Here is a 24,117-nt window from a genome sequence, read left to right on the forward strand (position 1 = left end):
CCACAGGGAGCCGCAGCGCGGTTCAGAAGATTTTGCGGTAGATGACGAAGCCGGGCTTCTCCGCGACCTTGTCATAAAGCTGCATCGCGGTGTGATTGGTCTCGTGGGTCTGCCAGTAGACCCGCGGCGATCCCGCAAGCTGGGCTTGTGCATAGACGCCATTGATCAAAGCGCGGCCGACACCCTTGCCGCGCGCGGCCTCGCTGGTGAAGAGATCCTGCAGGTAGCAAGTCGGCTCGATCGCCGTTGTCGAGCGGTGAAACAGATAATGCGTCAGCCCGAGCAGTCTGCCGCCGGCGTCGGCGACCAGCGCATGCACCGGCTCATAGGCGTCGAAAAAGCGCTGCCAGGTCATCGCCGTGATCTCTGGTGCCAATGCGGTCGGGCCCGAGCGTCCGTAAAACGCATTGTAGCCGTCCCACAGAGGAAGCCACTGGGCGTAGTCCTGCCGCGTGACGAAGCGGATGGTGACGTCGTCGGACATGAGCGTTCCTGCGCGCGAATGAATCTCGCAGGTTCTATCGTCGTGCTCGCACAGGATCAATTGTGCCGGCGGCGCTGCCGCGTCACTCGGCGGCGCGGAGCAGCCGCGCGGAAAAACGCTGACGGCCCGCGCGCTGGGCACGATACTCGTCGGCCTTCGCGGGATCGTCGGTGTGCCGCACCAGGTCCGTCACCGGCGTATAGCTCAGCATCCGGCCGCCGTCGGGCAGCGCGGTGCAGGCAAAACGCAGCACCTCGCCGTCGGCCAGCTTGATGTTGATCGGCGTGGAATCGCCGGCGCGCATCTTCTCGGTGCGCTCGGCGATGAACGCGCCGAGCTCGTCCTCGGGCAGCTCCCAGGCGCCGGTGTCGCGGCCGTGATACATCAGTGCGATGAACGGCGGCTTGCTCTCGGCCTGCGCGTCCGACAGCGCGAAGTAGTCGCGGAAGGCGCGGTTGATGAACTCGGCACGGGTGTCGGCGTCGAGCAGCACGATGCCGATGTCGACCTGGTCGAGCGCGGCCGCGAGCCGCGCCGCGGTGGCGTTGTGCTCCTGGTCGGCGGCGAAGGCGTCGATCCATTTCTGCCGGAGCAGCCCGGTGATGAGCGCGGTGCCGGCCGCGGTCGCCGCCAGCAGCAGCATCCGCGCCACGTCGGAGACGTCGTAGCCCGGCAGCGCGCGATGATCGAGGAAGAACAGCGCCGAGGCCGCCACCGCGATGACCGCCGAGACCAGCCCCGAGGTGATGCCGCTGACCGAGCTCGCCAGCGCCACGATGCAGACGAACAGCGGCGCGGGGTTGGGCACGGCGACAACGAGACGGTCGATCAGGAAAGCGGCGAGCGCCGTGACCGCCGTCAGTGCCGGACCCAGAATTGCGCGCCAGTCGATCCGCATGCCCGTTCTCGCTGCTGCCGAACAAACAATAGGGCCGCAGTTTGACGACAGGTCCGCAACGGTCCCCGCATTTCAGGTTTGAGCGTTAAGGCTGCGTTGCGCGGAGCGAACGGGATTTCACTGCTTTCAAATCAAATGATATGCACGGGCGCATGGAACCGGGTTCCATCCACGCGGGTTAGCGCGTGCCTGCTTGCAAGAGGATATCGATGCCTGCCATTTCGCCGTCGCTGCTGCCGATCCTGATGCTGTTCGCCTCGAACGTCTTCATGACCTTTGCCTGGTACGGCCATCTCAAGTTCAAGGATCATTCGCTTCCCATCGTCATCCTCGTCAGCTGGGGCATCGCGTTTTTCGAATACTGGCTCGCGGTGCCGGCCAACCGCTGGGGCAGTGCGGTGTACTCGGCCGCGCAGCTCAAGACCATGCAGGAGGTGATCACGCTGGTCGTATTCGCCGGCTTCTCGGTGCTGTATCTGAAGGAGCCGCTGGGCTGGAATCACGCGCTCGGCTTCGCCTTCATCGCGATCGGCGCGTTCCTGATCTTCCACAAATGGGGCTGAGCGCGGGCATCGCGCGTTCAAACCGCTTGGCACTTTTCCGGATCATGCTATCGCGAGGCAGGCGTCATGATGCGCATCGGGTTGGCACGGTCTTCGCCCTGCGTGCCGGTGACGATCAGCAGCGATGCCGCGAGCAGGATCGCTACGGTCAACGTCACGGTCACAAGTCCGACGGGGGTCTTCATCGTTCGAGCCGTGTTGTCTCCGCCGCGCCTTGCCGTGGATAAGGTGCGAACCGGAAGTGCCGGGGTTATGTCGGGATCGGCGTCGCCATCGTGATGTTGCTCGACAGCACCGTGACCGTGACCACGAGGCAAAGCGTCAGCGCGCCGATCGCGAGCGATACTGCGATCGCGTTGGTCAGCCGGGACGACGCCACTGGGGCAGGGCGGCCCTCGAAGCCTGCCGTGCCGGACCACCGTGTCATGGTCTAAATCCTTCAGGCCGCGGGCGAATCACTCGCGACATCCGCAGGAATCTGCCGTCCGTCGCAGGCAAGATTGCGGCGGCGGGCACCCCGGAAAACGGCGGAAACGTGGCGGAGGGCGGGGTTTTGCCCGCTCTTTCAGCGGTTTTCCCGCTATTCCCGCTGTTCAGAGGCTGGCCGCGAGGCGGATGGGGGCCTCGGTCTCGGGGCCGGGCCGCCAGTCCATGCTGACGAAGCCCGGGGTCTGCTCGACCCGTTTCAGCCAGGCCCGGATCGACGGAAAGGTCGCCAGGTCGAAATCGCAGCGGTCGGCGACATGGGTGTAGCCATACAGCGCGATGTCCGCGACCGTGAACTGCCCGGCGGCGAAATAGGCGTGGTCCTTGAGGTGATTCTCCATCACCTGGAGCGCCGCATAGCCGCGCTCCATCCAGTCCTCCAGCGCGTGGGTCTGCAGGTCGCGGCCGCCCCGGACCAGCGACAGCCAGAAATAGGCGGCGCCGAGGTTCGGCTCCAGGGCGTGCTGTTCGAAGAACATCCACTGCAGCGCCTCGGCGCGCTCGATCCGCGACTCCGGCGCCAGCGGCGTGCCGATCGCGACGTACCAGAGGATGGCGTTGGACTCGGCGAGATAGCGGCCGTCTGCAACCTCGAGCAGCGGCACCTGGCCGCTGGGGTTCTTGGCCAGGAAGTCCGGGGTGCGGCTCTCGCCGCGCAGGATGTCGATCTCGATCGCCTCGTACGGCGTGTTCAGCACGGCGAGTGCCAGCCGGACCTTGTAGCTGTTGCCGGAGCGCTGCATCGAATAGAGCTTGTACATTGCGTCGGGGTTCACTCGGTCAGAGACGGTACGCTTCATCAACTGCGCGGCCTGTCACACCGCAACGCGGTTAGACAATGATGCCGATGGGGATGCGTCGCAAGCCCTGCACCGTGGAAAAAGTCGAAACGTCTACCGCACTGCACGCGCGCAGAACGATTCCAGCAACACGGCCGAACAACTCAGATCACGCTTGCGCGATGCTCTGCATGGCGCCGGGCCGTTGCCGCCGGCATGGTGCGCGACGGCGCGAAGGTCGACGCGCCGACGGCCAGTGTCCGGCGAGATGGCGCTATGTCCGGTCGTGGTACGGCAGGGCGTCCGCGGCGAATTGTCCTCGGAGCAATCGGCGGCCGCATACGCGATTTGAAGCCTTGCCCGCGTGCATGAAAGGCCGGTCGCAGAGCTTGCCGGATATGAGCCATTTGGTCCCGGAACTTGCGGAAAATTGCTCGCGCTGCGCGCCGGACGCGAAAGTTGTCGCGGTTTTTCGCCAAGCTTCTTGCGGTGCAGCGGCGACAGGCCTAGGGTGCTGCGATCCCATTCAAATCAAGTCGTGGCCAAGGGTTCACGACGTTTGCCAGGAGATGATAATGGCCTTCCTGTCCGCTGCGCTCGACCGTGTGAAGCCGTCCGCGACGATCGCGGTCACGGACAAAGCACGCGCGCTGAAGGCCGCGGGCCGCAACGTCATCGGCCTCGGTGCCGGCGAGCCGGACTTCGATACGCCTGCCAACATCAAGCTGGCGGCAATCCGCGCCATCGAGGCCGGCAAGACCAAGTACACCGATGTCGGCGGCATTCCGGAGCTCAAGGAAGCCATCATCAACAAGTTCTCGCGGGAGAACGGCCTCACCTACAAGCCGAACCAGATCATCGTCGGCACCGGCGGCAAGCAGGTGCTCTACAATGCGCTGATGGCGACCATCAATCCGGGCGATGAGGTGATCATCCCCGCGCCGTACTGGGTCAGCTATCCAGAGATGGTGGCGCTGGCCGGCGGCGAGTCGGTGCCGGTCATCTGCCCGGCGTCGAGCGGCTTCAAGCTGCGTCCCGAGGATCTCGAGAAGGCGATCACGCCGAAGACCAAGTGGGTGATCCTGTGCTCGCCGTCGAACCCGACCGGCTCGGCCTACACCAGGAACGAGCTGAAGGCGATCACCGACGTGCTGGTCAAGCATCCGCATGTCTGGGTGATGACCGACGACATGTACGAGCACCTCGTCTATGACGACTTCGTCTTCACCACCGCGGCGCAGATCGAGCCGAGCCTCTATGACCGCACGCTCACCGTGAACGGCGTGTCGAAGGCCTATTGCATGACCGGCTGGCGCATCGGCTATGCCGGCGGTCCTGCGCAGCTGATCAAGGCGATGGCGACGATCCAGTCGCAGTCGACCTCGAACCCGTCGTCGATCGCGCAGTGGGCCTCCGTCGAGGCGCTCAACGGTCCGCAGGACTTCATCGCCGCCAACAACAAGGTGTTCAAGGAGCGCCGCGACCTCGTGGTTGCGATGCTCAACCAGGCGAGCGGCATCGAGTGCCCGCGTCCGGAAGGCGCGTTCTACGTCTATCCGTCCTGCGCCGGTACGATCGGCAAGACGGCGCCGTCGGGCAAGGTGATCGACAATGACGAGGCGTTCGTCACCGAGCTACTCGAGAGCGAAGGCGTTGCCGTGGTGCAGGGATCGGCGTTCGGCCTCGGACCCGCGTTCCGCATCTCCTACGCCACCAAGACTTCCGACCTCGAGGATGCTTGCAAGCGCATCCAGCGCTTCTGCGGCAATCTGCGTTAAGCACTTCTGAATCAGATCACGTTCCCGCACCCCGTGCGGGAACGTTTCTGTTTGTGTATCGAGATCGCGCGCGCCGGTATAATCGGCGAGTCAAATCACGGCTGCTCACATCTGCGTTTCTGCGCGCGAACATCGATGCCACACGCCGGAAGTTTTTGCGGCGCGATTGCGAACTGCCTTGTTTTGGACACGACGCTTGCATTCTGTCCGCGCGCAATTCAGTTCACTTGCGGAGACAGACATAATGCGACTTTCGACAATCACCCTCGCCACGCTCGCGCTGCTGGCGCCGATCGCCACCGCCAACGCGATGCCGCAGCAGGTTCAGGCTGGCGTCCTGCAATGCCAGGGCGGCGAGAATGTCGGCTTCGTCGTCGGCTCGGTCACCCAGTTGCAGTGCGTGTTCCAGAGCGGCGGCCGCCGGCCCGAGCCGTATCTTGCAACCGTGAAGCGGATCGGCGTTGACCTCGGCGTCACCGCGACGACCCAGCTCGCCTGGGCGGTGAGCGCGCCGACCGCCACGCTTCCGCGCGGCGCACTCGCCGGCAGCTACGGCGGCGTCGGCGTCAACGCATCGGTCGGCCTCGGCGCCGGCGGCAACTTCCTGTTCGGCGGCCCGAACAATTCCTACGCGCTGCAGCCGGTGAGCGTGCAGGGCCAGACCGGCCTCAACGTCGCGGCCGGCATCGCCGGCATCGACCTCGAGCCGGTCCGTTATCAGGGCCCGCGCCGGCATCATCATCACCGCCGGCATCATCGCCACCACTAAGCGGATCGCAGTCGTGATCAGAGAGGCCCGTACAAGCGGGCCTCTTTTTTTGCTGTTCGTTGCTCGATCAGCTTCTGCATGATTGCAGCGCCGCCACATCCGGCGGCAATCCGAAGTCGCGCCGGTCAAATTCTGGCTGACGGTTGGATGTTATGGCATAGCAGGAGAGGAGCACGGCGCCTGCCCGGAGACTCGGCGCGCGCTGTGCTCTGCCCGCAACCATGCCTTCAGCCGGAGACTCTCATGCGTCGTTTCATCCTCCTCGCCGGTGCTGCCATCGCCACGCTGGCCGCTTCGATCACGGGTGCCAGCGCCCAACAGCCGATGCAGCGCGTGCAGGTCGGCGTGCTGGAGTGCCGCGGCGGCGCGAGCATCGGCTTCGTCGTCGGTTCCGTTACCAATCTCGGCTGCGTGCTGCGCGCCGAGGGCCTGCCCGAGGACCGCTACATCGCGACCATCCGCAAGGTCGGCATCGACCTCGGCATCACCCAGGAGTCGGCGCTGGCCTGGGGCGTCTATGCGCCGGTGTCGCGGCTCGGGCCGGGCGCGCTGTCCGGCAACTATGCCGGCGCGCAGGGCAGCGCGACGCTGGGCGTCGGCGTCGGCGGCAACGTGCTGGTCGGCGGCTCCGACAACACGATCGCGTTGCAGCCGCTCAGCGTGCAAGGCCAGGTCGGCGTCAACATCGCCGCCGGGCTGGAGAGCCTGGAGCTGCGCCCGGGCCGCTAACGCGCGCCCTTGCGGTTGATCAGCTTGCCGAAAAAGCCGCTTGCTTCTTCGGCAACGATCCCGGGCGCCTCAGCGTGAACATAGTGCCCGGTCTCGACGAACCTGATCGAGGGTTCGCTCCAATAGTCTCCCAGCCTGTCCGACCATTCGGGTGCGATCAATGGATCGCGGCGGCCCCATAGAAAGCGCGAAGGGACGTCGATGCGCGGCTGCGCCGGCAGCTTGCCTTCCAGCCAGCGCCGGCGATTGGGCGCGGACGAAAGATACCAGTCGAAGCCGCCCTGGATGTTGCCCGGCTTCATGAAATTGTCGACATAGGCTTCCAGCAACTCGCCGAACACGGCGGGATTATCACCCGACCAGTGGTCGAGGAAATGTCGGAAGTAGAGGCGGCATGACTCACGCGAGCTTCCGACCAGTTGCGCGGCCCATGGCAGCTGCTGGAAGTATTGATACCAGACCTCGATCAGGTGATCGGGCTGGCCGTAGCGGTGGCCGAGACCCGGATAGGGCGTGCAGAGATAGAGCGTGCCGGTCAACCGATGCGGATGTCGATGCGACATCGCCTGCATGACATAGGCGCCGAGATCGCCGCCGATCGCGCCGAAGCAGTCATGACCGAGCGCGTCCATGACGGCAAACATATCCAGCGCGTGGCGCTCCGCGGTTGCGGACGCATCGGGCGCCGGTGTCGGCTTGCCGGTGTCGCCACAGCCGCGCAAGTCGGGCGCGATCAGTTCAAAATTGTCGCCGAGGCGCAGCATCAGCGGGCGCCACACCAGCCAGAATTCCGGCCAGCCGTGAAGCAGGAGCAGCGGCGGCCCCTTGCCGAAGCGCGCGACATTGACGCGCAGGTCGCCGATGTCGATCTTCTGTTGCGTGATGCCTGCCGCGGCTGCTTCCGCGAAGGCTTTTTCCAGCGCCGTCATGGGGACTCCCTGTGGTTTGCCGCAGGCTGTAGGCGTTCGCGCATCCGGTCCAATACTCGTTCGATACGGTTGCAGAGCTATTGCGTATGACTGACGACACCCGCCGCCGTGCTATACCGGCGGCATGGAATTGCGACATCTGAGATATTTCGTGGCGCTCGGCGAGGGGTTGAACTTCACCCGCGCAGCCGAGCGGTTGCACATCGCGCAACCCCCGCTGAGCCAGCAGATTCGCCAGCTCGAGGACGAACTCGGCGTGACGTTGCTGCAGCGGAATAGTCGTCCGGTTCGGCTCACCGAGGCGGGCGAACTGCTGCTTGCGCGCGCCCGCTCTCTGCTCGCGAATGTCGAAGCCGCGGTCGCCGACACGCGGCGCATCGGGCGCGGCCAGGCCGGCAAGCTCGCGATTGGATTCGTCGGCTCCGCCATGTTTGCCGGCCTTCCCGATATCGTCAGCAGCTACCGCGACGCCTGTCCCGACGTCGAGCTCGTGCTCGACGAGATGCTGGCGGCGGAGATTGTCGACGCGTTGCGGCGACGCCGGATCGATGTCGGCTTCGCACGCCCGGCGCTATTGCCGGAGCCGGGTCTTGCCCAGCGCCTGATTCTGGAGGAGCCCTATGTCGCGGCGTTGCCGCGCGCGCATCCGCTTGCGGAGAGGGACGGCATTGCACTCGCCGAATTGTCAGACGATGCCTTCGTGCTCTATCCGGCGCGGCCGGAGCCGTCGGTCACCGGCCTGATCGTCGCTGCGTGCGAGGCGAGCGGATTCACGCCGCGCCTCGCGCAAGAGGTGCTGCATCTGCAAACCGCGATCGGCCTGATCGCTGCCGGCGTCGGTGTATCGCTCATCCCGGAGGCTGCGGCACGCGCGCAGACCGGTCGCGGCGTGGCCTATGTCCCGCTGGCCGCCCCGGCGGTGACGGCCCCGCTCACGATTGCGTGGCGCGATGAAGATGTCTCGCCCGCCGTGCAGCGTCTGCTCGACCTTGCAACACGCTGGCGCGAGATGGCTCCGGGACTTGCACCAAGGAACTGACGCAGCGCAGTCGTCCGGTTTTGGCTCCGGCCATCGCAAACTTTCGCGACACCGCACCGCAGCGACGTTTTCCCGCTTGCCAAATGTCAAACGCAGGCAGACCATAAAGGGTCGCCGACCCAATCATGGGCCGAGCTCCAAAACGAGGAGGCGGCAATGGGACAAGACGTCAGAAGTCCCCGAGGTCCACGGTGCATCGCATTGGTGGGCCCTTTCCAAAGCGGTAAAACCACACTTCTGGAAGCGATCCTGGCGCGCACGGGCGCCATCAAGACTGCCGGCAGCGTCGATGCCGGGACCTCCGTCGGCGACGCCAGCCCCGAGGCCCGCCATCACAAGATGAGCGTCGGCCTGACCGCCGCCACCACCTCCTTCATGGGCGACAGCTACACCTTCATCGATTGTCCCGGCTCGGTCGAATTCGCGCACGACATGCGTGCCGCGCTGCCGGCCGTCGATGCCGCGGTCGTCGTCTGCGAGGCTGACGAGAAGAAGCTGCCGCAGCTGCAGATCATCCTGCGCGAGCTCGAGGAGCTCGGCATTCCCCGTTTCCTGTTCCTGAACAAGATCGATCGCGCCAGCAAGCGCATCCGCGAGACGCTCGCGACGCTGCAGCCGGCCTCGCGCGTGCCGCTGGTGCTGCGCCAGATCCCGATCTGGAACGGCGATCTGATCGAAGGCTTCGTCGATCTCGCGCTGGAGCGCGCCTTCGTCTATCGCGAGCACAAGCCGTCGGAGGTGATGGCGCTCGAGGGCGGCAATCTCGACCGCGAGAAGGAGGCCCGCTTCTCCATGCTGGAGAAGCTCGCCGACCATGACGATGCGCTGATGGAGCAACTGCTCGAGGACATCCAGCCGCCGCGCGATGCGGTGTTCGACGACCTCGCCCGCGAATTGCGCGAAGGGCTGATCTGCCCGGTGCTGCTCGGTGCGGCGATCCGCGAGAACGGCGTGCTCCGCCTGATGAAGGCGCTGCGCCATGAGGCGCCTGGCGTCGCCGAGACCGCCCAGCGCCTCGGCGTCAAGGACCAGAAGGACGCGCTGGCCTATGTGTTCAAGACGTTGCATCTGCAACACGGCGGCAAGCTGTCGCTCGCGCGCGTGCTCGCCGGCCGGCTCGACGACGGCGCGACGCTGCAGTCATCGTCCGGCGAGAGCGGGCGCATCTCCGGCATCCTCGGGGTCTCGGGCGCACATGACGGCAAGCGCCCCTCGGCGGAGGCGGGCGACGCCGTCGCGCTCGGCAAGCTCGACGCCATCAAGACCGGCGACACGGTCTCGAGCGGCAAGTCCACGCCGGCTTCGCTGGTCGCGGTCGTGCCGGCCCCGCCGGTGCTGTCGATCTCGATCGCCGCGACCGACCGCAAGGATGACGTCAAGCTCGGCCAGGCGCTGCTGCGGCTGAACGAGGAGGATCCATCGCTGACGATGATCCAGAACCCGCGCACCCACGACACCGTGCTGTGGGGCCAGGGCGAGATGCATCTGCGCGTCGCGCAGGAGCGGCTGAAAGACCGCTACGGCGTCAACGTCAAGGCGCATCCGCCGGCGATCGGATACCAGGAGACCATTCGCAAGCCGATCACCCAGCGCGGCCGGCATAAGAAGCAGTCCGGCGGCCACGGCCAGTTCGGCGACGTCGTGCTCGACATCAAGCCGAAGCCGCGCGGCAGCGGCTTCGAATTCCACGAGAAGGTGGTCGGCGGCGCGGTGCCGCGCAACTACATTCCGGCGGTGGAGGAAGGCGTCGTCGATGCTCTGGCGCGCGGACCGCTTGGCTTCCCGGTGATCGACGTCGACGTCACGCTGACCGACGGCTCCTATCACAGCGTCGACTCCTCCGATCTCGCATTCCGCACCGCTGCGCGGATCGGCATCAGCGAGGCATTGCCGCAATGCCAGCCGGTGCTGCTGGAGCCGATCCATCTGGTCGAGATCGTCTGTCCGACCGACGCGACCGCCAAGATCAACGCGATCCTGTCGGCGCGCCGCGGCCAAATCCTTGGCTTCGACACCCGCGAGGGCTGGAGCGGATGGGATTGCGTCCGCGCCACGATGCCGGAAGCCGAGATCGGCGACCTGATCGTGGAGCTGCGCTCAGCCACCGCCGGCGCCGGCACCTTCACCCGCCAGTTCGACCGCATGGCCGAAGTCACCGGCCGCGCCGCCGACCAGATCATCGCGGCGCACCGCGACGCGGCGTGACCTCTTCTGTCATTCCGGGTTCGGCCCTTGGCCGTCCCGGAATGACGGTCGTGTTTTCGGCTCGATCCCTTTCCAACGCGATTACATTCATGAACACTGCTGCTTTCAACGCGCAGTGGTCCTGAACATCATGCTCGAATCCCGCCGTAACCTTGCGCTGGCCTGTGCGCTCAGCGCGCTGGCCGGCTATGTCGACGGTGTCGGCTATCTGCATCTCGGCGGGCTGTTCGTCTCCTTCATGAGCGGCAACTCGACGCGGCTCGGCGTGACGCTCGCCGAGGCGCATTGGGCGCATGCGGTCGAGACGTTCGGCCTGATCGCGCTGTTCGTCGCCGGCGCCGCGGCCGGCAGCCTGATCGTGCTCAGCCGCATCGTCTACCGCCAGCCGCTGATCCTGCTGGCGGAGGCTCTGCTGCTCTCGGGCGCGGCGATGGCCTATGCCTACGGCCTGCCGGCGACCGCAGTGGCGGCGATCGTGCTGGCGATGGGGCTCGAGAACGCGGTATTCCAGATCGAGGGCGGCGGCGGCCTCGGTCTGACCTATGTCACGGGAGCGCTGGTCAAGGTGGGGCAGCTGATCGCCGCGGCGCTGACCGGCGGCGCGCCCTGGGCCTGGCTGCCGAACCTGTTGCTGTGGGCGGCGCTGGTGACCGGCGCGGTCGCCGGGGCCGCCGCCTATCGCTGGATCAATCTGGCCGCGATCTGGTTTGCCGCGGCCACGGCGTTCGCCCTCAGTGCGCTGGTTGCCGCGACCGCGAAGCGGGCGGATTGACACTGCGCGCGCCATGCCCAATGTGACCGCCATGACATCCACGACCAAAACCCGCGCCGCGTGCCTGATCGGCTGGCCGGCGGCGCATTCCCGCTCGCCGCTGATCCATCATTACTGGCTGCGCATGCTCGGCATCGAGGGCGGCTATGTGATCGAGGCGGTGCCGCCGGATGATTTCAAGGATTTCATCTTCCGCCTGTCGCTGCGCGGCTTTGTCGGCGCCAACGTCACCATCCCGCACAAGGAGCAGGCGCTGGCGCTGTCGACGCCGGACGAGCGCGCCCGCGCCGTCGGCGCCGCCAACACGCTGTGGTTCGCCGACGGCGAGCTGCGCTCGACCAACACCGATGTCGAAGGCTTCATCAATAATCTCGACGCCTGCGCGCCTGGCTGGGACAAGACCGAAGATGCGCTGGTGTTAGGGGCCGGTGGCGCGGCGCGCGCGGTGGTGTTCGGCCTGATCGAGCGCGGCATCGCGCGCGTGCATGTCGTCAACCGCACCGTCGATCGTGCCCGCGCGCTGGCCGGACAGTTCGGCGCCCGGGTGCATCCGGCGGCCTGGGACGCGGTAGGCGAACTGCTGCCGCGCGCAGGCCTCCTCGTGAACACGACCTCGCTCGGCTTGCATGGCCAGCCGGCGCTCGACATCGATGTCGGCCGGCTGCCGCAAAACGCCGTGGTGTCCGATCTCGTCTATGTGCCGCTGGTGACGCCGCTGCTTGCAGCCGCGCAGGCGCGCGGGCTGAAGACCGCTGATGGCCTCGGCATGCTGCTGCATCAGGCGGTGCGCGGTTTCGAACTATGGTTCGGCCAGCGCCCGCAGGTCACATCAGAATTGCGTCAGCTTGTTGAGGCCGATCTCACAAAGGCTTGAGGCGCGGAATAGCGCCGCGTGACGGGTGTCCAGTGTTACGTCAGCCCATGACTTACTGGATATGACTCACTGGAGATGCCTATCATGCCGTCGCCTCGTTCACCCCTCGTTCGTCCGTTCATTGCGCTTGCGATGGTGACGGCATCGACCCTCGCGGCGATCGCGCAGCAGCCGCCGACCCCAACGCGCGTTCGTGGAACCGTCGAGAAGGTCGACGGCGATACGCTCGCGGTGAAGTCGCGCAGCGGCGAGGACGTCAAGCTGCACATGGCGAGCAACCTGGTCGTGCTTGGCCTCACCAAGGTCGCCCTGTCGGACATCAAGGTCGGTTCCTTCATCGGCACCACCACGGTGCCCGGGTCCGATGGGGTGCAGAAGGCGGTCGAGGTACACGTGTTCCCGGAAAACATGCGCGGCACCGGCGAGGGGTCCCGCGCCTGGGATCTCAAGCCCAACAGCAGCATGACCAATGCGACGGTTGCGGATTCCGTCGTCGGCAATGACGGCCATACGCTGCTGGTGAAGTACAAGGGCGGCGAGAAGAAGGTGGAGGTGCCGCCGGATACGCCTGTCGTGACCTATGTTCCCGGCGACAAATCGGAATTGAAAGCTGGCGCCAGAGTGATCGCGTTCATGAAGAAGCTGCCGGACGGCTCGCTGGAGACCGACCGCATCGGCGTCGGCCGCGACGGGCTGACACCGCCGATGTGAGGTGGAGCAAGGGTATTTCCACACGTCGCCCCGGCCATCGCCGGGACGACGAAGAATTGTAGCCCGGATGGAGCGTGGAGAAATCCGGGATTTTCTCCGTGGAAAGCTGTCCCGGATTGCGCTGCGCTCCATCCGGGCTACGGCACGCCTGCTGTGGAGAGTAACAAAGTCCCATCCGGCGCGTATCTCGCAATGCGCCGCCACCTTCTTCCAGGGAAGGTCAGGAGCGCGGAATACCGTCAACGGCCCGGTGTTCGTGAATCCGCCAGCCAACTTCCCGAGGGACATCATGTCAAAATCGCTTCTGTTCGCGGCGCTGTTCGCCGCTGCCTTCGCGTCGGTCGCATCAGCTCAGCAGCCGCCGACGGTGCGCATCCGTGGCACGATCGAGGCCGTCGACGGCCCGATGCTGTCGATCAAGTCGCGCGACGGCGCCGACATCAAGGTGCGGACGACGGACAACGTCGCGGTGTTCGGCGTTGCCAAGACCGATCTGTCGGAAATCAAGCCCGGCTCCTATATCGGCGTCACCGCACTGCCGGAACCTGACGGCACGCAGAAGGCGATCGCGGTTCACATCTTCCCGGAGAACCAGCGCGGCGCTGCCGAAGGCTTTCGTCCGTGGGATCTGCGCGCCAACTCGACCATGACCAATGCGACCGTCGCCGAGACGGTGAAGGGTACCGACGGCCAGAACATCACGGTGAAGTACAAGGACGGCGAGAAAAAAGTCGTGGTGCCGCCGGGCACCCCGGTCGTCACCTTCGTCGCCGGCGACAAGTCGGAGCTGAAGCCGGGCGCCAAGATCATTATCTTCGGCGCGACCAGGAAGGATGACGGCGTGCTGGAAGCCAACCGCGTCAATGTCGGCCGCGACGGCATCACCCCGCCGATGTGATGTGCGCTCTTCCTCTCCCCTTGTGGGAGAGGGTCGCTTCGCGCAGTGAAGCGGGGTGAGGGGTCTGCGCTTCGCGGACAGAGACCCCTCATCCGTCGCGCTTCGCGCGCCACCTTCTCCCACAAGGGGGAAGGGAAGAGCGACGCGTAGCCCGGATAGAGCTGCGCTTCATCCGGGCTGCATCGGCGGCTACACCGCCAGCACCTTGTCGTCGATCTCGGCAATCGTGTTGACGCCGCATAGCCCCATCGTGGTGGTGAGCTCTTTCGCCAGAATGTCGATCGCTTTCGCGACGCCCTCCTGGCCGCCTGCGCCGAGCCCGTAGGCGTAGGCCCGGCCGATCATGCAGGACTTGGCGCCGAGCGCGAGCGCGCGCATCACGTCCATGCCGGTGCGGATGCCGCCGTCGAACATGATCTCAAGCTTGGAGCCGACCTCGTCGACGATCTCCGGCAGCACCTCGATCGAGGAGGGCGCGCCGTCGAGCTGGCGGCCGCCATGGTTGGAGACCACGATCGCCTGGGCGCCGCTCTTGGCGGCAATCTCGGCGTCCTCGACATCGAGAATGCCCTTCAGGATCAGCTTGCCCGGCCAGATCGAACGGATCCAGTCGATGTCCTTCCAGCTCAGCGTGGTGTCGAACTGCGATGCAGTCCATTCCGAGAGCTTGACGATATCGTCCGCGCCTTTGACGTGACCGGCGATGTTGCCGAAGGTGCGGCGTTTGCCGCGCAGCACGCCGGATACCCAGGACGGCTTGGTGGCGAAATCGATCAGCTTCGACAGCGACCATTCCGGCGGCACCGTCATGCCGTTCTTGATGTCCTGGTGGCGCTGGCCGATCACCTGCAGGTCGACGGTCAAGACCAGCGCCGAGCATTTGGCGGCGATCGCGCGCTCGATCAGCGACTTGATGAAGCCGCGGTCTTTCATGACGTAGAGCTGGAACCAGAACGGTTTGTCGACCGCGGCCGCGATGTCCTCGATCGAGCAGATCGACATCGTGCTCTGGGTGAAGGGAATGCCGGCCGCCTGCGCTGCGCGGCAGGCGTAGATCTCGCCGTCGCCGTGCTGCATGCCGAGCAGGCCGACCGGCGCCAGGATCAGCGGCATCGCCGCCTTCTCGCCGAGGATCGTGGTCGACAGGTCGCGCCTGGAGACGTCGACCAGGATGCGCTGGCGGAACTTGATCTGCTGCAAATCGGCGGAATTGGCGCGCAGGGTATCCTCGGTGTAGGAGCCGCGGTCCGCATAATCGAAGAACGCCTTCGGCACCCGGCGCTTGTGCAGCTGGCGCAAATCCTCGATGCAGGTAATGTGCTTCATGGACGTTCCCGGTCCTTCTTGTTGTCGCAAGTCTGGTTGCAGCTGTGAGGTCCCGCCGTCATCTAGCATGGTTGGACCGTCCGCCAAATCGGCGCGGGAGCGGTTTCGGGCGATGCGGATTCCGGCTGCGGAAAGCGCATCAAACCAACAGCGGAGAGAGCACCATGTCGCCATCAGGCTCCAAACCGAAGCCCGACGAGAACGCCGAGAAGCGCCGGCTCGATGAAGCCCTGGAGGAGGGGCTGGAGGAGACCTTTCCCGGTTCCGACCCCGTCAATGTGACCCAGCCGGCCCCCTCCAAGGGCGACCAGCACGTCAAGCGCCGTGGCGAGAAGTAGCGGCCACGACTACCCTTCCCGATTGCGTTCATGACAGCAATCGTATATTTTTCAATAGATTAAGCCCGAGCCAAGCCGTTTGGCCGTGGTAATGATTCATCATATTTTTTGAAGTCATTTTAGCGCCTGACGGTCTATAAGGCCGATGCACGCTAGACTGGTGGGCATTCGGGACGCTCTCATCGGGTGGTTGAGAGGCCCTTGTTGGGGGTGACATGAGCCGCAAATATTTCGGGACCGACGGGATTCGAGGCCGCGCCAATGGGCTGATCACGCCGGAGCTCGCGCTCAAGGTGGGGCAGGCCGCCGGCCTGGTGTTTCAGCGTGGCGACCATCGCCACCGCGTCGTGATCGGCAAGGACACGCGGCTGTCCGGCTACATGATCGAATACGCCATGGTCGCGGGCTTCACCTCGGTCGGTATGGACGTGCTGCTGGTCGGCCCGATGCCGACGCCGGCAGTCGCGATGCTGACCAAGTCGATGCGCGCCGATCTCGGCGTGATGATTTCGGCCTCGCATAATCTGTTCGAGGACAACGGCATCAAGCTGTTCGGGCCGCAGGGCTTCAAGCTCTCCGACGACGTCGAGAAGCAGATCGAGCAGCTGCTCGACGAATCGCTCGACCGCCGCCTGGCGCAGAGCGCGAGCCTCGGCCGCGCCCGCCGCATCGACGGCGTGCATGACCGCTACATCGAATTCGCCAAGCGCACGCTGCCGCGCGACCTCTCCCTCGACGGTCTGCGCGTCGTGATCGATTGCGCCAATGGCGCCGCCTACAAGGTGGTGCCGGAAGCGCTGTGGGAACTCGGCGCCGACGTGGTGCCGATCGGCGTCGAACCCGATGGGTTCAACATCAACAAGGAGTGCGGCTCGACCTCGCCGGAGGCGCTGGCGAGGAAGGTGCGCGAGATGCGCGCCGACATCGGCATCGCACTCGACGGCGACGCCGACCGCGTCATCCTGGTCGACGAGCGCGGCCACATCGTCGACGGCGACCAGCTGCTCGCGGTGATCGCGCAGAGCTGGAAGGAAGACGGCCGGCTCAGCAAGCCCGGCATCGTCGCCACCGTGATGTCCAATCTCGGGCTGGAGCGCTTCCTGCAGGGCCACGGCGTGCAGCTGATCCGCACGCCGGTCGGCGATCGCTATGTGCTCGAGCAGATGCTGAGCGGCGGCTACAATCTCGGCGGCGAGCAATCCGGCCACATCATCCTCTCCGACTATGCCACCACCGGCGACGGCTTCGTCGCCGCGCTCCAGGTGCTGGCGGTGGTGCAGAAGCTGCGCCGTCCGGTCTCCGAAGTCTGCCGGCGTTTTGATCCGTTGCCGCAAATTCTCAAGAACGTCCGCTATCGCAGCGGCAAGCCGCTCGACTCCGCCGAGGTGAAGTCCGCGATCACCGACGGCGAGAACCGCCTCAACGGCCATGGCCGCCTCCTGATTCGCCCCTCCGGCACCGAGCCCGTGATCCGCGTGATGGGCGAGGGCGACGACCGAATCCTGGTGGAAGAGGTCGTCGACAACATCGTCAACGCACTCGGCCACGCCGCCGCGGCTTAGGCGCCTCGCTGCTTCACGCAGTCCGCCTGCCAGCCCCGTCATCCTGAGAGGATGTGAAGCTTTGTCCTTTATCCACCACTGTCGTCGCCCGGCCTGTGCGCATTGCGACAGGCCGGGCGATGACAGCGGTGGGTGAGGACGGACGCGGCGGCATTAAGGCTTCACTAACACTTGCGGCCCGGACGGCGCACTCGTCAACACATCGTTAGCACTTGTGGCGGTTTCGCGGTGTCTGGCGGCTCCGCGCAGGCTTCTTATAGGCATATAAGCAACAGCGACACAAAACGGTGAGAGAAAATCAACCTTAAAAATTAGGGTTAAGTGCCGCTTAAGCATTTGCTGCCATCGTCCGGCCCGTGAGTTTCAGACGTGGGGCTTTCGTGTCGCCTCACTTGGCCAAAAGGACGAAGCCAATGCGTAGCGTTAAGTCTCTGATTGCCGCAGGCGCGGCATCCCTGCTGTCCACCGCGGCGTTCGCTGCCGACATGCCCATCATGCCGCCGCCCCAGATGGCGTACGCTCCTCCGCCGGTTCAGCAGGACTTCGGCGGCTGGTACCTGCGCGGCGACATCGGCATGACCAACACCCAGGGCAAGCTGCACGTCAACGCCTACGACACGCTGCCGGCCGGTGCCACGCTCAACCAGTACGGCCACGGCTTCGACAGCGGCATGCTCTACGGCATCGGCGTCGGTTATCAGTTCAACAGCTGGTTCCGCGCCGACATCACCGGTGAATATCGCTCGAAGGTGAGCTTCAACGGCACCGACTTCGCGACCTTTCCCACCAACCCGCTCGCCGACGCCTACCATGGCGGTTACACGAGCTGGGTCGGCCTCGTGAACGTCTATGCCGATCTCGGCACCTGGTGGTGCCTGACGCCGTTCATCGGCGCCGGCGTCGGTGCCGCGTCGATCAAGACCACGGCGTTCTCCGATGTCGCCACGTTCCCGAGCGGATCCGGCCTCACCGGCACCTACATCGCCGACGGCGCCAGCAAGACCAATCTCGCCTGGGCGGTGCATGCCGGTGTCGCCTACAAGGTCACCAACAACTTCACGGTCGAACTGGCCTATCGCTATCTCGACATGGGCACCGCGAAGCAGGGCAATGGCCGCTCGTTCGACGGCAGCAATGCCGGTCCGTCGTCCTTCACCTTCCGCGACCTGACCTCGCAGGACGTCAAGCTCGGCGTGCGCTTCGCCCTGCCGTGCTGCGACGTGCCGCCCCCGCCGCCGCCCCCGCCGCTGATCCGCAAGGGTTAATAGCAAGGCCGTCACGGTTAACGTTTGCGAACGGCGCGGGACCATCCCGCGCCGTTTTTGCGTTTGCCGACGGCTGCGTTCTGCAACTCGAGCAAGGCAAAAGCGGCCGGCGACAACGATTGGTTAAGGTTAACAGGCGATGATCAACGCGTAGTTGATGGGTTGGATGGAGCGCGTTGCAATGCGTAGGTTCATGCTGGCGGCGATGATGTTCGGGGCGGTGACCGCCGCGCACGCTGCAGATCTTCCCGATCTTCCGGTCCTGCGCGGCTCGTACACCGACGGACTCACCCGCTCGAACACCAACTGGCAGGGCTTCTATGCCGGCGGCCAGGTCGGATATTCGTCGGCGGACATGAACTTCAGCAACAGCGTGGTGACGCTGACGGACCACATCTTCCGCAACAGCGTGCTGCAAGAGCCGACGTCGCAATGGTCGCTGTTGGGTAAGAACAGCTCGCAAGGCACCAACTTCGGCGGCTTCGCCGGCTACAACTTTCAGTGGGACGACATCGTCGTCGGCGTCGAGGCCAACTACAATTACATGAACAACATCGCGAGCTCTTCAACCGGCTCGCTGGCGCTCAACATCGTCAATCCGCCGGGCTCGGCCGCGCCGCCCAACCACACCTACACCTACCAGACGTCGATGGACGGCGCCGCGGCGGCGGCGATCAAGGACGTGCTGACGTTCCGCGGCCGTGCCGGCTGGACGTTCGGCGGCTTCATGCCGTACATGTTCGGCGGCTTGGCGGTGGGCCGAATGGACATTTCGCGCTCGGTTTCCACCAACGTGGTGCGACGGGACGACCAGACTGTCACGACGACGGATGCATTCGGCAACGTCACGACGACGAACCTGGCTCCGGTGTTCACCCAGATACCGGGCCAATCGGTGACCGTCAGCGAGCACAAGACCAATGCCTTCGTGGCAGGCTGGACCGCCGGTCTCGGTTTCGAGTATTGCCTGTGGGGCGGCCTCTTCATGCGCGGCGAATACGAGTACGTGAAGTTCTCGCCGATCAAGGATACCAACATCTCGCTGAACAGCGTGCGCGCCGGCCTCGGCTACAAGTTCTGAGGCGAAGCCGCCTCGCTTGACTCTGCGAAGCGCGGCTGGTCGGATGCGTTCCCGCGAGGAGCGCATCAGATGAAGATCTACGGCGACGCCAATTCCGGCAATTGCCTGAAGGTGAAGTGGGTATGCGACAAGCTCGCGCTGCCCTACAATTGGATCGAGATCGACACGCTGAAGGGCGGCAGCCGGACTGCGGATTTCCTCAAGCTGAATGGCTGGGGGCAGGTGCCGACGGTGCAGCTCGATGACGGCCGCACCCTGGCGCAATCCAATGCCATCATGCGCTACCTCGCGCGCGGCAGCGATCTCATTCCCGCCGATCCCTATGCCGCGGCGCAGATGGACGCTTGGATGTTCTGGGAGCAGAACACCCATGAGCCCTATGTCGCGGTCTGCCGTTTCCAGACTGTGTATCTCGGCAAGGCCGTCGCCGATCTAGATCCGAACCTCGTGAAGCGCGGCTATGTCGCGCTCGACCATCTGGAGCGGCATCTCGGCGGCATGCGATTCCTGGTCGGCGAGGCGTTCTCGCTCGCCGACGTCTCGCTGCTCGCCTATACCCGCGTCGCGCATGAGGGCGGGCTCGACCTCGACCGCTATCCGGTGATCAACCGCTGGATCACCGATGCCGAGCGCGTGCTCGGCCTGCCGCCGGCACGCTGACATCCGACAGAGACCGACATGACCGCAGCTTCATCCGTCACGATCCGCCGCGCCCGCCGCGACGATGTCGCCGCCATCGTCGGCATGCTGGCGGACGATCCGCTTGGCAGCGGCCGCGAACGGATCGAGGATCCTTTGCCCCAGATCTACTATCAGGCGTTCGAGCGGGTCGATCGCGATTCCAATCTGCAGCTCGTCGTCGCGGTCGACGGCGAGGGCACCGTCATCGGCTGCCTGCAACTCGCCGTGATGGCTGGGCTCTCTTCGCAGGGCACCTCGCGCGGCCTGCTCGAGGACGTTCGTGTCGCCAGGCATTGCCGCAGCCGCGGCATCGGCGAGCAACTGGTGAAATGGGCAATCACCGAGGCGCGCGCCAAGGGCTGCGTGCTCGTCGAGCTGTTGACGCATCACACCCGCGTCGATGCGCAGCGCTTCTATGAGCGGCTCGGATTTGCGCGCAGCCATGTCGGTATGACGCTTCGGTTCTGACCTCGCATCGAGTTGTATTCTCTGACGCGCCATGCCTGCGGTGGTCGTCGCTCCGCTATTCGGTTAAGGACCAATAAACTAAGCCTGCCCCCGGGATTTTACGGAGAGGAACGACTGGGCTATGTCGGCGTCTCCCATGGGGCGCGGCGGCAGCTTGGGGATTTGAAATGTCAGAATATTCGATCGTGCGGCTCGGCAACGAGTACATCGTCCAGGCCGGCGAGAAGAGCATTCTGAAGATATCGAGCCGCCGCAAGGCGGTTAAGCTCATGACTCTGGCGGCGGATCTGCTCGATCAGGAGATGACGCAGCAGGCCGGGGAATCCCCTTCAATCAGCCGTGATCCGCGCCGTCGTCACGACACGTCTGAACTTCCTTGACGTTTTAGCGCCTTTCCACTATCCCCGGCGGCGGGAAACCTCTCCCCACCGAGAGGCAGCTATCTGGAAGGGTAGATTATGACTGCAGCGAAGCCCGCTTCGCGGCCTCACGTGCCGCATTTCTCCTCCGGCCCCTGTGCCAAGCGCCCCGGCTGGAACCCCGAAAATCTCAAGGATGCTGCCCTCGGCCGTTCGCACCGCGCGAAAGTCGGCAAGGCCAAGCTCAAGCTCGCGATCGAGCTGACGCGCGAAGTGCTCGAGGTGCCTGCCGACTACAAGATCGGCATCGTGCCGGCGTCGGACACCGGCGCGGTCGAGATGGCGCTGTGGTCGCTGCTCGGTGCGCGGCCCGTCACCACGCTGGCCTGGGAATCCTTCGGCGAGGGCTGGGTCAGCGACATCGTCAAGGAATTGAAGCTGAAGGACGTCACCAAGCTCAACGCGGGCTATGGCGAGATCCCCGATCTGTCCAAGGTCGATCCGAACTCGGACGTCGTCTTCACCTGGAACGGCACCACCTCGGGTGTCCGCGTGCCGAACGCCGACTGGATCAGCGCAAAGCGTGAGGGCCTCACGATTTGCGACGCCACCTCGGCCGCCTTCGCGCAGCCGCTCGATTTCGCCAAGCTCGATGTCGTCACCTTCTCCTGGCAGAAGGCGCTTGGCGGCGAGGCGGCGCACGGCATGCTGATCCTCTCCCCGCGCGCGGTGGAGCGGCTCGAGACCTACAAGCCGGCCTGGCCGCTGCCCAAGATCTTCCGCCTCACCAAGGGCGGCAAGCTCAACCAGGGCATCTTCGAAGGCGAGACCATCAACACGCCGTCGATGCTGTGCGTCGAGGACTATCTCGATGCGCTGAACTGGGCGAAGTCGATCGGCGGTCTCAAGGCGCTGATCGCGCGCGCCGACGCCAACACCAAGGTGCTTGCCGACTGGAAGGCGAAGACGCCGTGGATCGATTTCCTGGCCAAGGATCCCGCGATCCGCTCCAACACCTCGGTCTGCCTGAAGTTCACCGATCCCGCGATCACCTCGCTTGCCGCTGACGCGCAGGCCGATTTCTGCAAGAAGCTGGTCGCGCTGGTCGAGAAGGAGAACGCCGGCTTCGACTTCGCTTACTACCGCGACGCGCCGGCGGGGCTGCGGATCTGGTGCGGCGCCACCGTCGAAGCCAAGGACGTCGAGCTGCTGACGCAGTGGATCGACTGGGCCTTTGCCGAGACCAAGGCCGCGCTGCCCAAGGCAGCTTAGTTTCTTTCACCTTTCCCCGTTCCTACGGGGAGAGGTCGGATCGCGCAGCGATCCGGGTGAGGGCTCTGTCGGCTTGCTCCTCGCCTGTGGCTGCCCCTCACCCCGCCCCTCTACCCGCAAGAGCGGGCAGAGGGAGAAGTGATCAGAGACTTCACCCGTTGGTCCAGGACGCCCGCTCGCTGCAGGGCGAAGGAACATCCAAATGTCGAAACCCAAAGTTCTCATTTCCGACGCGCTGTCCCCCGCTGCCGTGCAGATCTTCAAGGATCGCGGCGTCGAGGTCGACTTCCAGCCCAATCTCGGCAAGGACAAGGAGAAGCTTGCCGAGATCATCGGCAATTATGACGGCCTCGCGATCCGCTCGGCCACCAAGGCGACCGCCAAGCTGATCGAAAAGGCGAACCGGCTGAAGGTGATCGGCCGCGCCGGCATCGGCGTCGACAATGTCGAGATTCCGGCCGCGACCGCCAAGGGCATCATCGTGATGAATACGCCGTTCGGCAATTCGATCACGACCGCCGAGCACGCCATCACCCTGATGCTGGCGCTGGCGCGCGAGATCCCGCAGGCCGACGCCTCGACCCAGGCCGGCAAGTGGGAAAAGAACCGCTTCATGGGCGTCGAGATCACCGGCAAGACGCTGGGCGTGGTCGGCTGCGGCAATATCGGCTCGATCGTCGCCGACCGCGCGCTCGGCCTGCGCATGAAGGTGATCGCGTTCGACCCGTTCCTGTCACCGGAGCGCGCCAAGGATATCGGGGTCGAGAAGGTCGAGCTCGACGACCTGTTCAAGCGCGCCGACTTCATCACGCTGCACACGCCGCTGACCGACAAGACCAGGAACCTGATCGACGCGGCCGCGATCGCCAAGATGAAGCAGGGCGTGCGCATCATCAATTGCGCCCGCGGCGGCCTGGTCGACGAGCAGGCGCTGGTCGATGCGCTGAATTCCAAGCATGTCGCCGGTGCTGCCTTCGACGTGTTCGTCGAGGAGCCGGCGACCTCGAACGTGCTGTTCGGCCATCCCAACGTGATCTGCACCCCGCATCTCGGCGCCTCCACGACCGAAGCGCAGGAGAACGTCGCGCTGCAGGTCGCCGAGCAGATGTCGGATTATCTGCTGTCCGGCGCGATCTCCAACGCGGTCAACTTCCCCTCGATCACCGCGGAAGAGGCGCCGAAGCTGAAGCCGTTCATCGAGCTCGCCGAGAAGCTCGGCTCGTTCGCCGGCCAGCTCACCGAGAGCGGCATCCTCAAGACCCAGATCACCTATGAGGGCCATGTCGCCGAGATGAAGATCAAGGCGATCACCTCGGCGGTGCTGTCCGGCCTGCTGCGGCCGATGCTCGGCGAGGTCAACGTCGTCTCGGCTCCGGTCGTCGCCAAGGAACGCGGCATGGTGGTGGACGAGATCGTCCGCGCGGCGCAGAGCGACTATGAAAGCCTGATCACGGTCACCGTCACCACCGAGCGGCAGGAGCGTTCGGTGTCCGGTACCGTCTATGCCGACGGCAAGCCGCGCCTCGTCGACATCAAGGGCATCCGCGTCGATGCCGAGTTCGGCAAGACGATGATCTACGTGACCAACGAGGACAAGCCGGGCTTCATCGGCGCGTTCGCGAGCCTGCTCGGCGACGCCAAGATCAACATCGCGACCTTCCATCTCGGCCGCGTCAAGCAGGGCGGCGACGCCATCGCGCTGGTCGAGGTCGACGGCACGGTGCCTGCCGAGGTGCTCGCCAAGGTGCAGGCGCTGCCGCAGGTGAAGCAGGCCAAGACGCTGTCGTTCTGATCGCGATGAGCTGGGTTCAACAGGAGCAGTATTGGAAGTGCACCTCTCCCTCGGGAGAG

Annotated in this window: 26 protein-coding genes; 19 read left to right on the forward strand and 7 right to left on the reverse strand. The window is 65.1% G+C overall.

What is annotated here, in order from left to right; all coding sequences use genetic code 11:
• Positions 1-22: 22 nt before the first annotated feature.
• Together J6500_RS14475 and J6500_RS14480 are read right to left on the reverse strand one after the other, a co-directional pair.
• Complete coding sequence (locus J6500_RS14475) at positions 23-484, reverse strand: GNAT family N-acetyltransferase (protein ID WP_225713374.1); 462 nt, start codon at positions 482-484, stop codon at positions 23-25.
• Positions 485-566: 82 nt separating this feature from the next.
• Positions 567-1,382: a PAS-domain containing protein gene (locus J6500_RS14480; RefSeq protein WP_225713375.1), complete on the reverse strand. Its 816-nt coding sequence runs from the start codon at positions 1,380-1,382 to the stop codon at positions 567-569.
• A gap of 209 nt (positions 1,383-1,591) precedes the next feature.
• On the opposite strand from J6500_RS14480, the gene J6500_RS14485 reads away from it, so the two are divergent.
• On the forward strand, positions 1,592-1,945 hold the full coding sequence (locus tag J6500_RS14485; RefSeq protein WP_225713376.1) for a DMT family protein: 354 nt from the start codon (positions 1,592-1,594) through the stop codon (positions 1,943-1,945).
• A gap of 47 nt (positions 1,946-1,992) precedes the next feature.
• On the opposite strand, the gene J6500_RS14490 is transcribed toward J6500_RS14485, so the two are convergent.
• The 3 genes from J6500_RS14490 to J6500_RS14500 all read right to left on the reverse strand — a co-directional run bounded on the left by J6500_RS14490 (position 1,993) and on the right by J6500_RS14500 (position 3,192).
• Positions 1,993-2,130 (reverse strand): hypothetical protein, encoded by a 138-nt coding sequence (locus J6500_RS14490; protein WP_225713377.1) that lies wholly within the window; start codon positions 2,128-2,130, stop codon positions 1,993-1,995.
• 65 nt (positions 2,131-2,195) lie between these two features.
• Positions 2,196-2,372, reverse strand: coding sequence for a hypothetical protein (locus J6500_RS14495; RefSeq protein ID WP_225713378.1), 177 nt, complete (start codon positions 2,370-2,372; stop codon positions 2,196-2,198).
• A gap of 166 nt (positions 2,373-2,538) precedes the next feature.
• Complete coding sequence (locus J6500_RS14500) at positions 2,539-3,192, reverse strand: glutathione S-transferase family protein (protein ID WP_225713379.1); 654 nt, start codon at positions 3,190-3,192, stop codon at positions 2,539-2,541.
• A 593-nt stretch (positions 3,193-3,785) separates the two neighbouring features.
• Between J6500_RS14500 and J6500_RS14505 the strand changes: the two genes are divergently transcribed.
• The 3 genes from J6500_RS14505 (at position 3,786) to J6500_RS14515 (ending at position 6,486) form a co-directional block, all read left to right on the forward strand.
• Positions 3,786-4,988 (forward strand): pyridoxal phosphate-dependent aminotransferase, encoded by a 1,203-nt coding sequence (locus J6500_RS14505; RefSeq protein ID WP_225713380.1) that lies wholly within the window; start codon positions 3,786-3,788, stop codon positions 4,986-4,988.
• 244 nt (positions 4,989-5,232) lie between these two features.
• On the forward strand, positions 5,233-5,757 hold the full coding sequence (locus J6500_RS14510; protein ID WP_225713381.1) for a DUF992 domain-containing protein: 525 nt from the start codon (positions 5,233-5,235) through the stop codon (positions 5,755-5,757).
• Positions 5,758-6,000: 243 nt separating this feature from the next.
• Positions 6,001-6,486: a DUF992 domain-containing protein gene (locus J6500_RS14515; RefSeq protein ID WP_225713382.1), complete on the forward strand. Its 486-nt coding sequence runs from the start codon at positions 6,001-6,003 to the stop codon at positions 6,484-6,486.
• On the opposite strand, the gene J6500_RS14520 is transcribed toward J6500_RS14515, so the two are convergent.
• Complete coding sequence (locus J6500_RS14520) at positions 6,483-7,415, reverse strand: alpha/beta fold hydrolase (RefSeq protein WP_225713383.1); 933 nt, start codon at positions 7,413-7,415, stop codon at positions 6,483-6,485. The two genes, J6500_RS14515 and J6500_RS14520, sit on opposite strands and share 4 nt — an antisense overlap.
• Before the next feature lie 124 nt (positions 7,416-7,539).
• On the opposite strand from J6500_RS14520, the gene J6500_RS14525 reads away from it, so the two are divergent.
• The 6 genes from J6500_RS14525 (at position 7,540) to J6500_RS14550 (ending at position 13,914) form a co-directional block, all read left to right on the forward strand.
• On the forward strand, positions 7,540-8,454 hold the full coding sequence (locus J6500_RS14525) for a LysR substrate-binding domain-containing protein (protein ID WP_225713384.1): 915 nt from the start codon (positions 7,540-7,542) through the stop codon (positions 8,452-8,454).
• A 156-nt stretch (positions 8,455-8,610) separates the two neighbouring features.
• Positions 8,611-10,659, forward strand: coding sequence for an elongation factor G (locus J6500_RS14530; RefSeq protein WP_225713385.1), 2,049 nt, complete (start codon positions 8,611-8,613; stop codon positions 10,657-10,659).
• A 130-nt stretch (positions 10,660-10,789) separates the two neighbouring features.
• On the forward strand, positions 10,790-11,431 hold the full coding sequence (locus J6500_RS14535; RefSeq protein WP_225713386.1) for a YoaK family protein: 642 nt from the start codon (positions 10,790-10,792) through the stop codon (positions 11,429-11,431).
• Between the two features lie 31 nt (positions 11,432-11,462).
• Positions 11,463-12,305, forward strand: a complete 843-nt coding sequence (locus J6500_RS14540; protein WP_225713387.1) for a shikimate dehydrogenase — start codon at positions 11,463-11,465, stop codon at positions 12,303-12,305.
• Between the two features lie 132 nt (positions 12,306-12,437).
• The gene (locus tag J6500_RS14545) at positions 12,438-13,016 is read left to right on the forward strand and encodes a hypothetical protein (RefSeq protein WP_225713487.1); all 579 of its coding nucleotides are present in this window, start codon (positions 12,438-12,440) and stop codon (positions 13,014-13,016) included.
• Positions 13,017-13,305: 289 nt separating this feature from the next.
• Positions 13,306-13,914, forward strand: coding sequence for a hypothetical protein (locus tag J6500_RS14550; protein ID WP_225713388.1), 609 nt, complete (start codon positions 13,306-13,308; stop codon positions 13,912-13,914).
• A 189-nt stretch (positions 13,915-14,103) separates the two neighbouring features.
• Here J6500_RS14550 and J6500_RS14555 read toward each other — a convergent pair whose 3' ends face one another.
• Positions 14,104-15,240: an alpha-hydroxy acid oxidase gene (locus tag J6500_RS14555; RefSeq protein WP_225713389.1), complete on the reverse strand. Its 1,137-nt coding sequence runs from the start codon at positions 15,238-15,240 to the stop codon at positions 14,104-14,106.
• Positions 15,241-15,404: 164 nt separating this feature from the next.
• Between J6500_RS14555 and J6500_RS14560 the strand changes: the two genes are divergently transcribed.
• The 9 genes from J6500_RS14560 (at position 15,405) to serA (ending at position 24,058) form a co-directional block, all read left to right on the forward strand.
• On the forward strand, positions 15,405-15,578 hold the full coding sequence (locus tag J6500_RS14560) for a hypothetical protein (protein ID WP_225713390.1): 174 nt from the start codon (positions 15,405-15,407) through the stop codon (positions 15,576-15,578).
• A gap of 215 nt (positions 15,579-15,793) precedes the next feature.
• Positions 15,794-17,140 (forward strand): phosphoglucosamine mutase, encoded by a 1,347-nt coding sequence (gene glmM, locus J6500_RS14565; RefSeq protein ID WP_225713391.1) that lies wholly within the window; start codon positions 15,794-15,796, stop codon positions 17,138-17,140.
• A gap of 413 nt (positions 17,141-17,553) precedes the next feature.
• Positions 17,554-18,405 (forward strand): outer membrane beta-barrel protein, encoded by an 852-nt coding sequence (locus J6500_RS14570; RefSeq protein WP_225713392.1) that lies wholly within the window; start codon positions 17,554-17,556, stop codon positions 18,403-18,405.
• Positions 18,406-18,586: 181 nt separating this feature from the next.
• The gene (locus J6500_RS14575; RefSeq protein WP_225713393.1) at positions 18,587-19,486 is read left to right on the forward strand and encodes an outer membrane protein; all 900 of its coding nucleotides are present in this window, start codon (positions 18,587-18,589) and stop codon (positions 19,484-19,486) included.
• A 69-nt stretch (positions 19,487-19,555) separates the two neighbouring features.
• Positions 19,556-20,146: a glutathione S-transferase family protein gene (locus J6500_RS14580; RefSeq protein WP_225713394.1), complete on the forward strand. Its 591-nt coding sequence runs from the start codon at positions 19,556-19,558 to the stop codon at positions 20,144-20,146.
• Between the two features lie 18 nt (positions 20,147-20,164).
• A complete protein-coding gene (locus J6500_RS14585) occupies positions 20,165-20,635 on the forward strand; it encodes a GNAT family N-acetyltransferase (RefSeq protein WP_225713395.1) in 471 nt (156 codons plus the stop codon).
• A 167-nt stretch (positions 20,636-20,802) separates the two neighbouring features.
• On the forward strand, positions 20,803-21,015 hold the full coding sequence (locus J6500_RS14590; protein WP_225713396.1) for a hypothetical protein: 213 nt from the start codon (positions 20,803-20,805) through the stop codon (positions 21,013-21,015).
• Positions 21,016-21,093: 78 nt separating this feature from the next.
• On the forward strand, positions 21,094-22,266 hold the full coding sequence (locus J6500_RS14595; protein ID WP_225713397.1) for a phosphoserine transaminase: 1,173 nt from the start codon (positions 21,094-21,096) through the stop codon (positions 22,264-22,266).
• A gap of 202 nt (positions 22,267-22,468) precedes the next feature.
• Positions 22,469-24,058, forward strand: a complete 1,590-nt coding sequence (gene serA / locus J6500_RS14600) for a phosphoglycerate dehydrogenase (RefSeq protein WP_225713398.1) — start codon at positions 22,469-22,471, stop codon at positions 24,056-24,058.
• The last annotated feature ends 59 nt before the right edge of the window (positions 24,059-24,117 follow it).

The sequence above is a fragment of the Bradyrhizobium semiaridum genome, assembly GCF_020329505.1.
Taxonomy (GTDB): Bacteria; Pseudomonadota; Alphaproteobacteria; order Rhizobiales; family Xanthobacteraceae; genus Bradyrhizobium; species Bradyrhizobium semiaridum.

Bases quoted from the DNA above. Each gene is read 5' to 3' on its own strand.
- J6500_RS14475 (WP_225713374.1), bottom strand. From the start codon at position 484: ATGTCCGACGACGTCACCATCCGCTTCGTCACGCGGCAGGACTACGCC.
- J6500_RS14480 (WP_225713375.1), bottom strand. From the start codon at position 1,382: ATGCGGATCGACTGGCGCGCAATTCTGGGTCCGGCACTGACGGCGGTC.
- J6500_RS14485 (WP_225713376.1), top strand. From the start codon at position 1,592: ATGCCTGCCATTTCGCCGTCGCTGCTGCCGATCCTGATGCTGTTCGCC.
- J6500_RS14490 (WP_225713377.1), bottom strand. From the start codon at position 2,130: ATGAAGACCCCCGTCGGACTTGTGACCGTGACGTTGACCGTAGCGATC.
- J6500_RS14495 (WP_225713378.1), bottom strand. From the start codon at position 2,372: ATGACACGGTGGTCCGGCACGGCAGGCTTCGAGGGCCGCCCTGCCCCA.
- J6500_RS14500 (WP_225713379.1), bottom strand. From the start codon at position 3,192: ATGTACAAGCTCTATTCGATGCAGCGCTCCGGCAACAGCTACAAGGTC.
- J6500_RS14505 (WP_225713380.1), top strand. From the start codon at position 3,786: ATGGCCTTCCTGTCCGCTGCGCTCGACCGTGTGAAGCCGTCCGCGACG.
- J6500_RS14510 (WP_225713381.1), top strand. From the start codon at position 5,233: ATGCGACTTTCGACAATCACCCTCGCCACGCTCGCGCTGCTGGCGCCG.
- J6500_RS14515 (WP_225713382.1), top strand. From the start codon at position 6,001: ATGCGTCGTTTCATCCTCCTCGCCGGTGCTGCCATCGCCACGCTGGCC.
- J6500_RS14520 (WP_225713383.1), bottom strand. From the start codon at position 7,415: ATGACGGCGCTGGAAAAAGCCTTCGCGGAAGCAGCCGCGGCAGGCATC.
- J6500_RS14525 (WP_225713384.1), top strand. From the start codon at position 7,540: ATGGAATTGCGACATCTGAGATATTTCGTGGCGCTCGGCGAGGGGTTG.
- J6500_RS14530 (WP_225713385.1), top strand. From the start codon at position 8,611: ATGGGACAAGACGTCAGAAGTCCCCGAGGTCCACGGTGCATCGCATTG.
- J6500_RS14535 (WP_225713386.1), top strand. From the start codon at position 10,790: ATGCTCGAATCCCGCCGTAACCTTGCGCTGGCCTGTGCGCTCAGCGCG.
- J6500_RS14540 (WP_225713387.1), top strand. From the start codon at position 11,463: ATGACATCCACGACCAAAACCCGCGCCGCGTGCCTGATCGGCTGGCCG.
- J6500_RS14545 (WP_225713487.1), top strand. From the start codon at position 12,438: ATGGTGACGGCATCGACCCTCGCGGCGATCGCGCAGCAGCCGCCGACC.
- J6500_RS14550 (WP_225713388.1), top strand. From the start codon at position 13,306: ATGTCAAAATCGCTTCTGTTCGCGGCGCTGTTCGCCGCTGCCTTCGCG.
- J6500_RS14555 (WP_225713389.1), bottom strand. From the start codon at position 15,240: ATGAAGCACATTACCTGCATCGAGGATTTGCGCCAGCTGCACAAGCGC.
- J6500_RS14560 (WP_225713390.1), top strand. From the start codon at position 15,405: ATGTCGCCATCAGGCTCCAAACCGAAGCCCGACGAGAACGCCGAGAAG.
- glmM (WP_225713391.1), top strand. From the start codon at position 15,794: ATGAGCCGCAAATATTTCGGGACCGACGGGATTCGAGGCCGCGCCAAT.
- J6500_RS14570 (WP_225713392.1), top strand. From the start codon at position 17,554: ATGCGTAGCGTTAAGTCTCTGATTGCCGCAGGCGCGGCATCCCTGCTG.
- J6500_RS14575 (WP_225713393.1), top strand. From the start codon at position 18,587: ATGCGTAGGTTCATGCTGGCGGCGATGATGTTCGGGGCGGTGACCGCC.
- J6500_RS14580 (WP_225713394.1), top strand. From the start codon at position 19,556: ATGAAGATCTACGGCGACGCCAATTCCGGCAATTGCCTGAAGGTGAAG.
- J6500_RS14585 (WP_225713395.1), top strand. From the start codon at position 20,165: ATGACCGCAGCTTCATCCGTCACGATCCGCCGCGCCCGCCGCGACGAT.
- J6500_RS14590 (WP_225713396.1), top strand. From the start codon at position 20,803: ATGTCAGAATATTCGATCGTGCGGCTCGGCAACGAGTACATCGTCCAG.
- J6500_RS14595 (WP_225713397.1), top strand. From the start codon at position 21,094: ATGACTGCAGCGAAGCCCGCTTCGCGGCCTCACGTGCCGCATTTCTCC.
- serA (WP_225713398.1), top strand. From the start codon at position 22,469: ATGTCGAAACCCAAAGTTCTCATTTCCGACGCGCTGTCCCCCGCTGCC.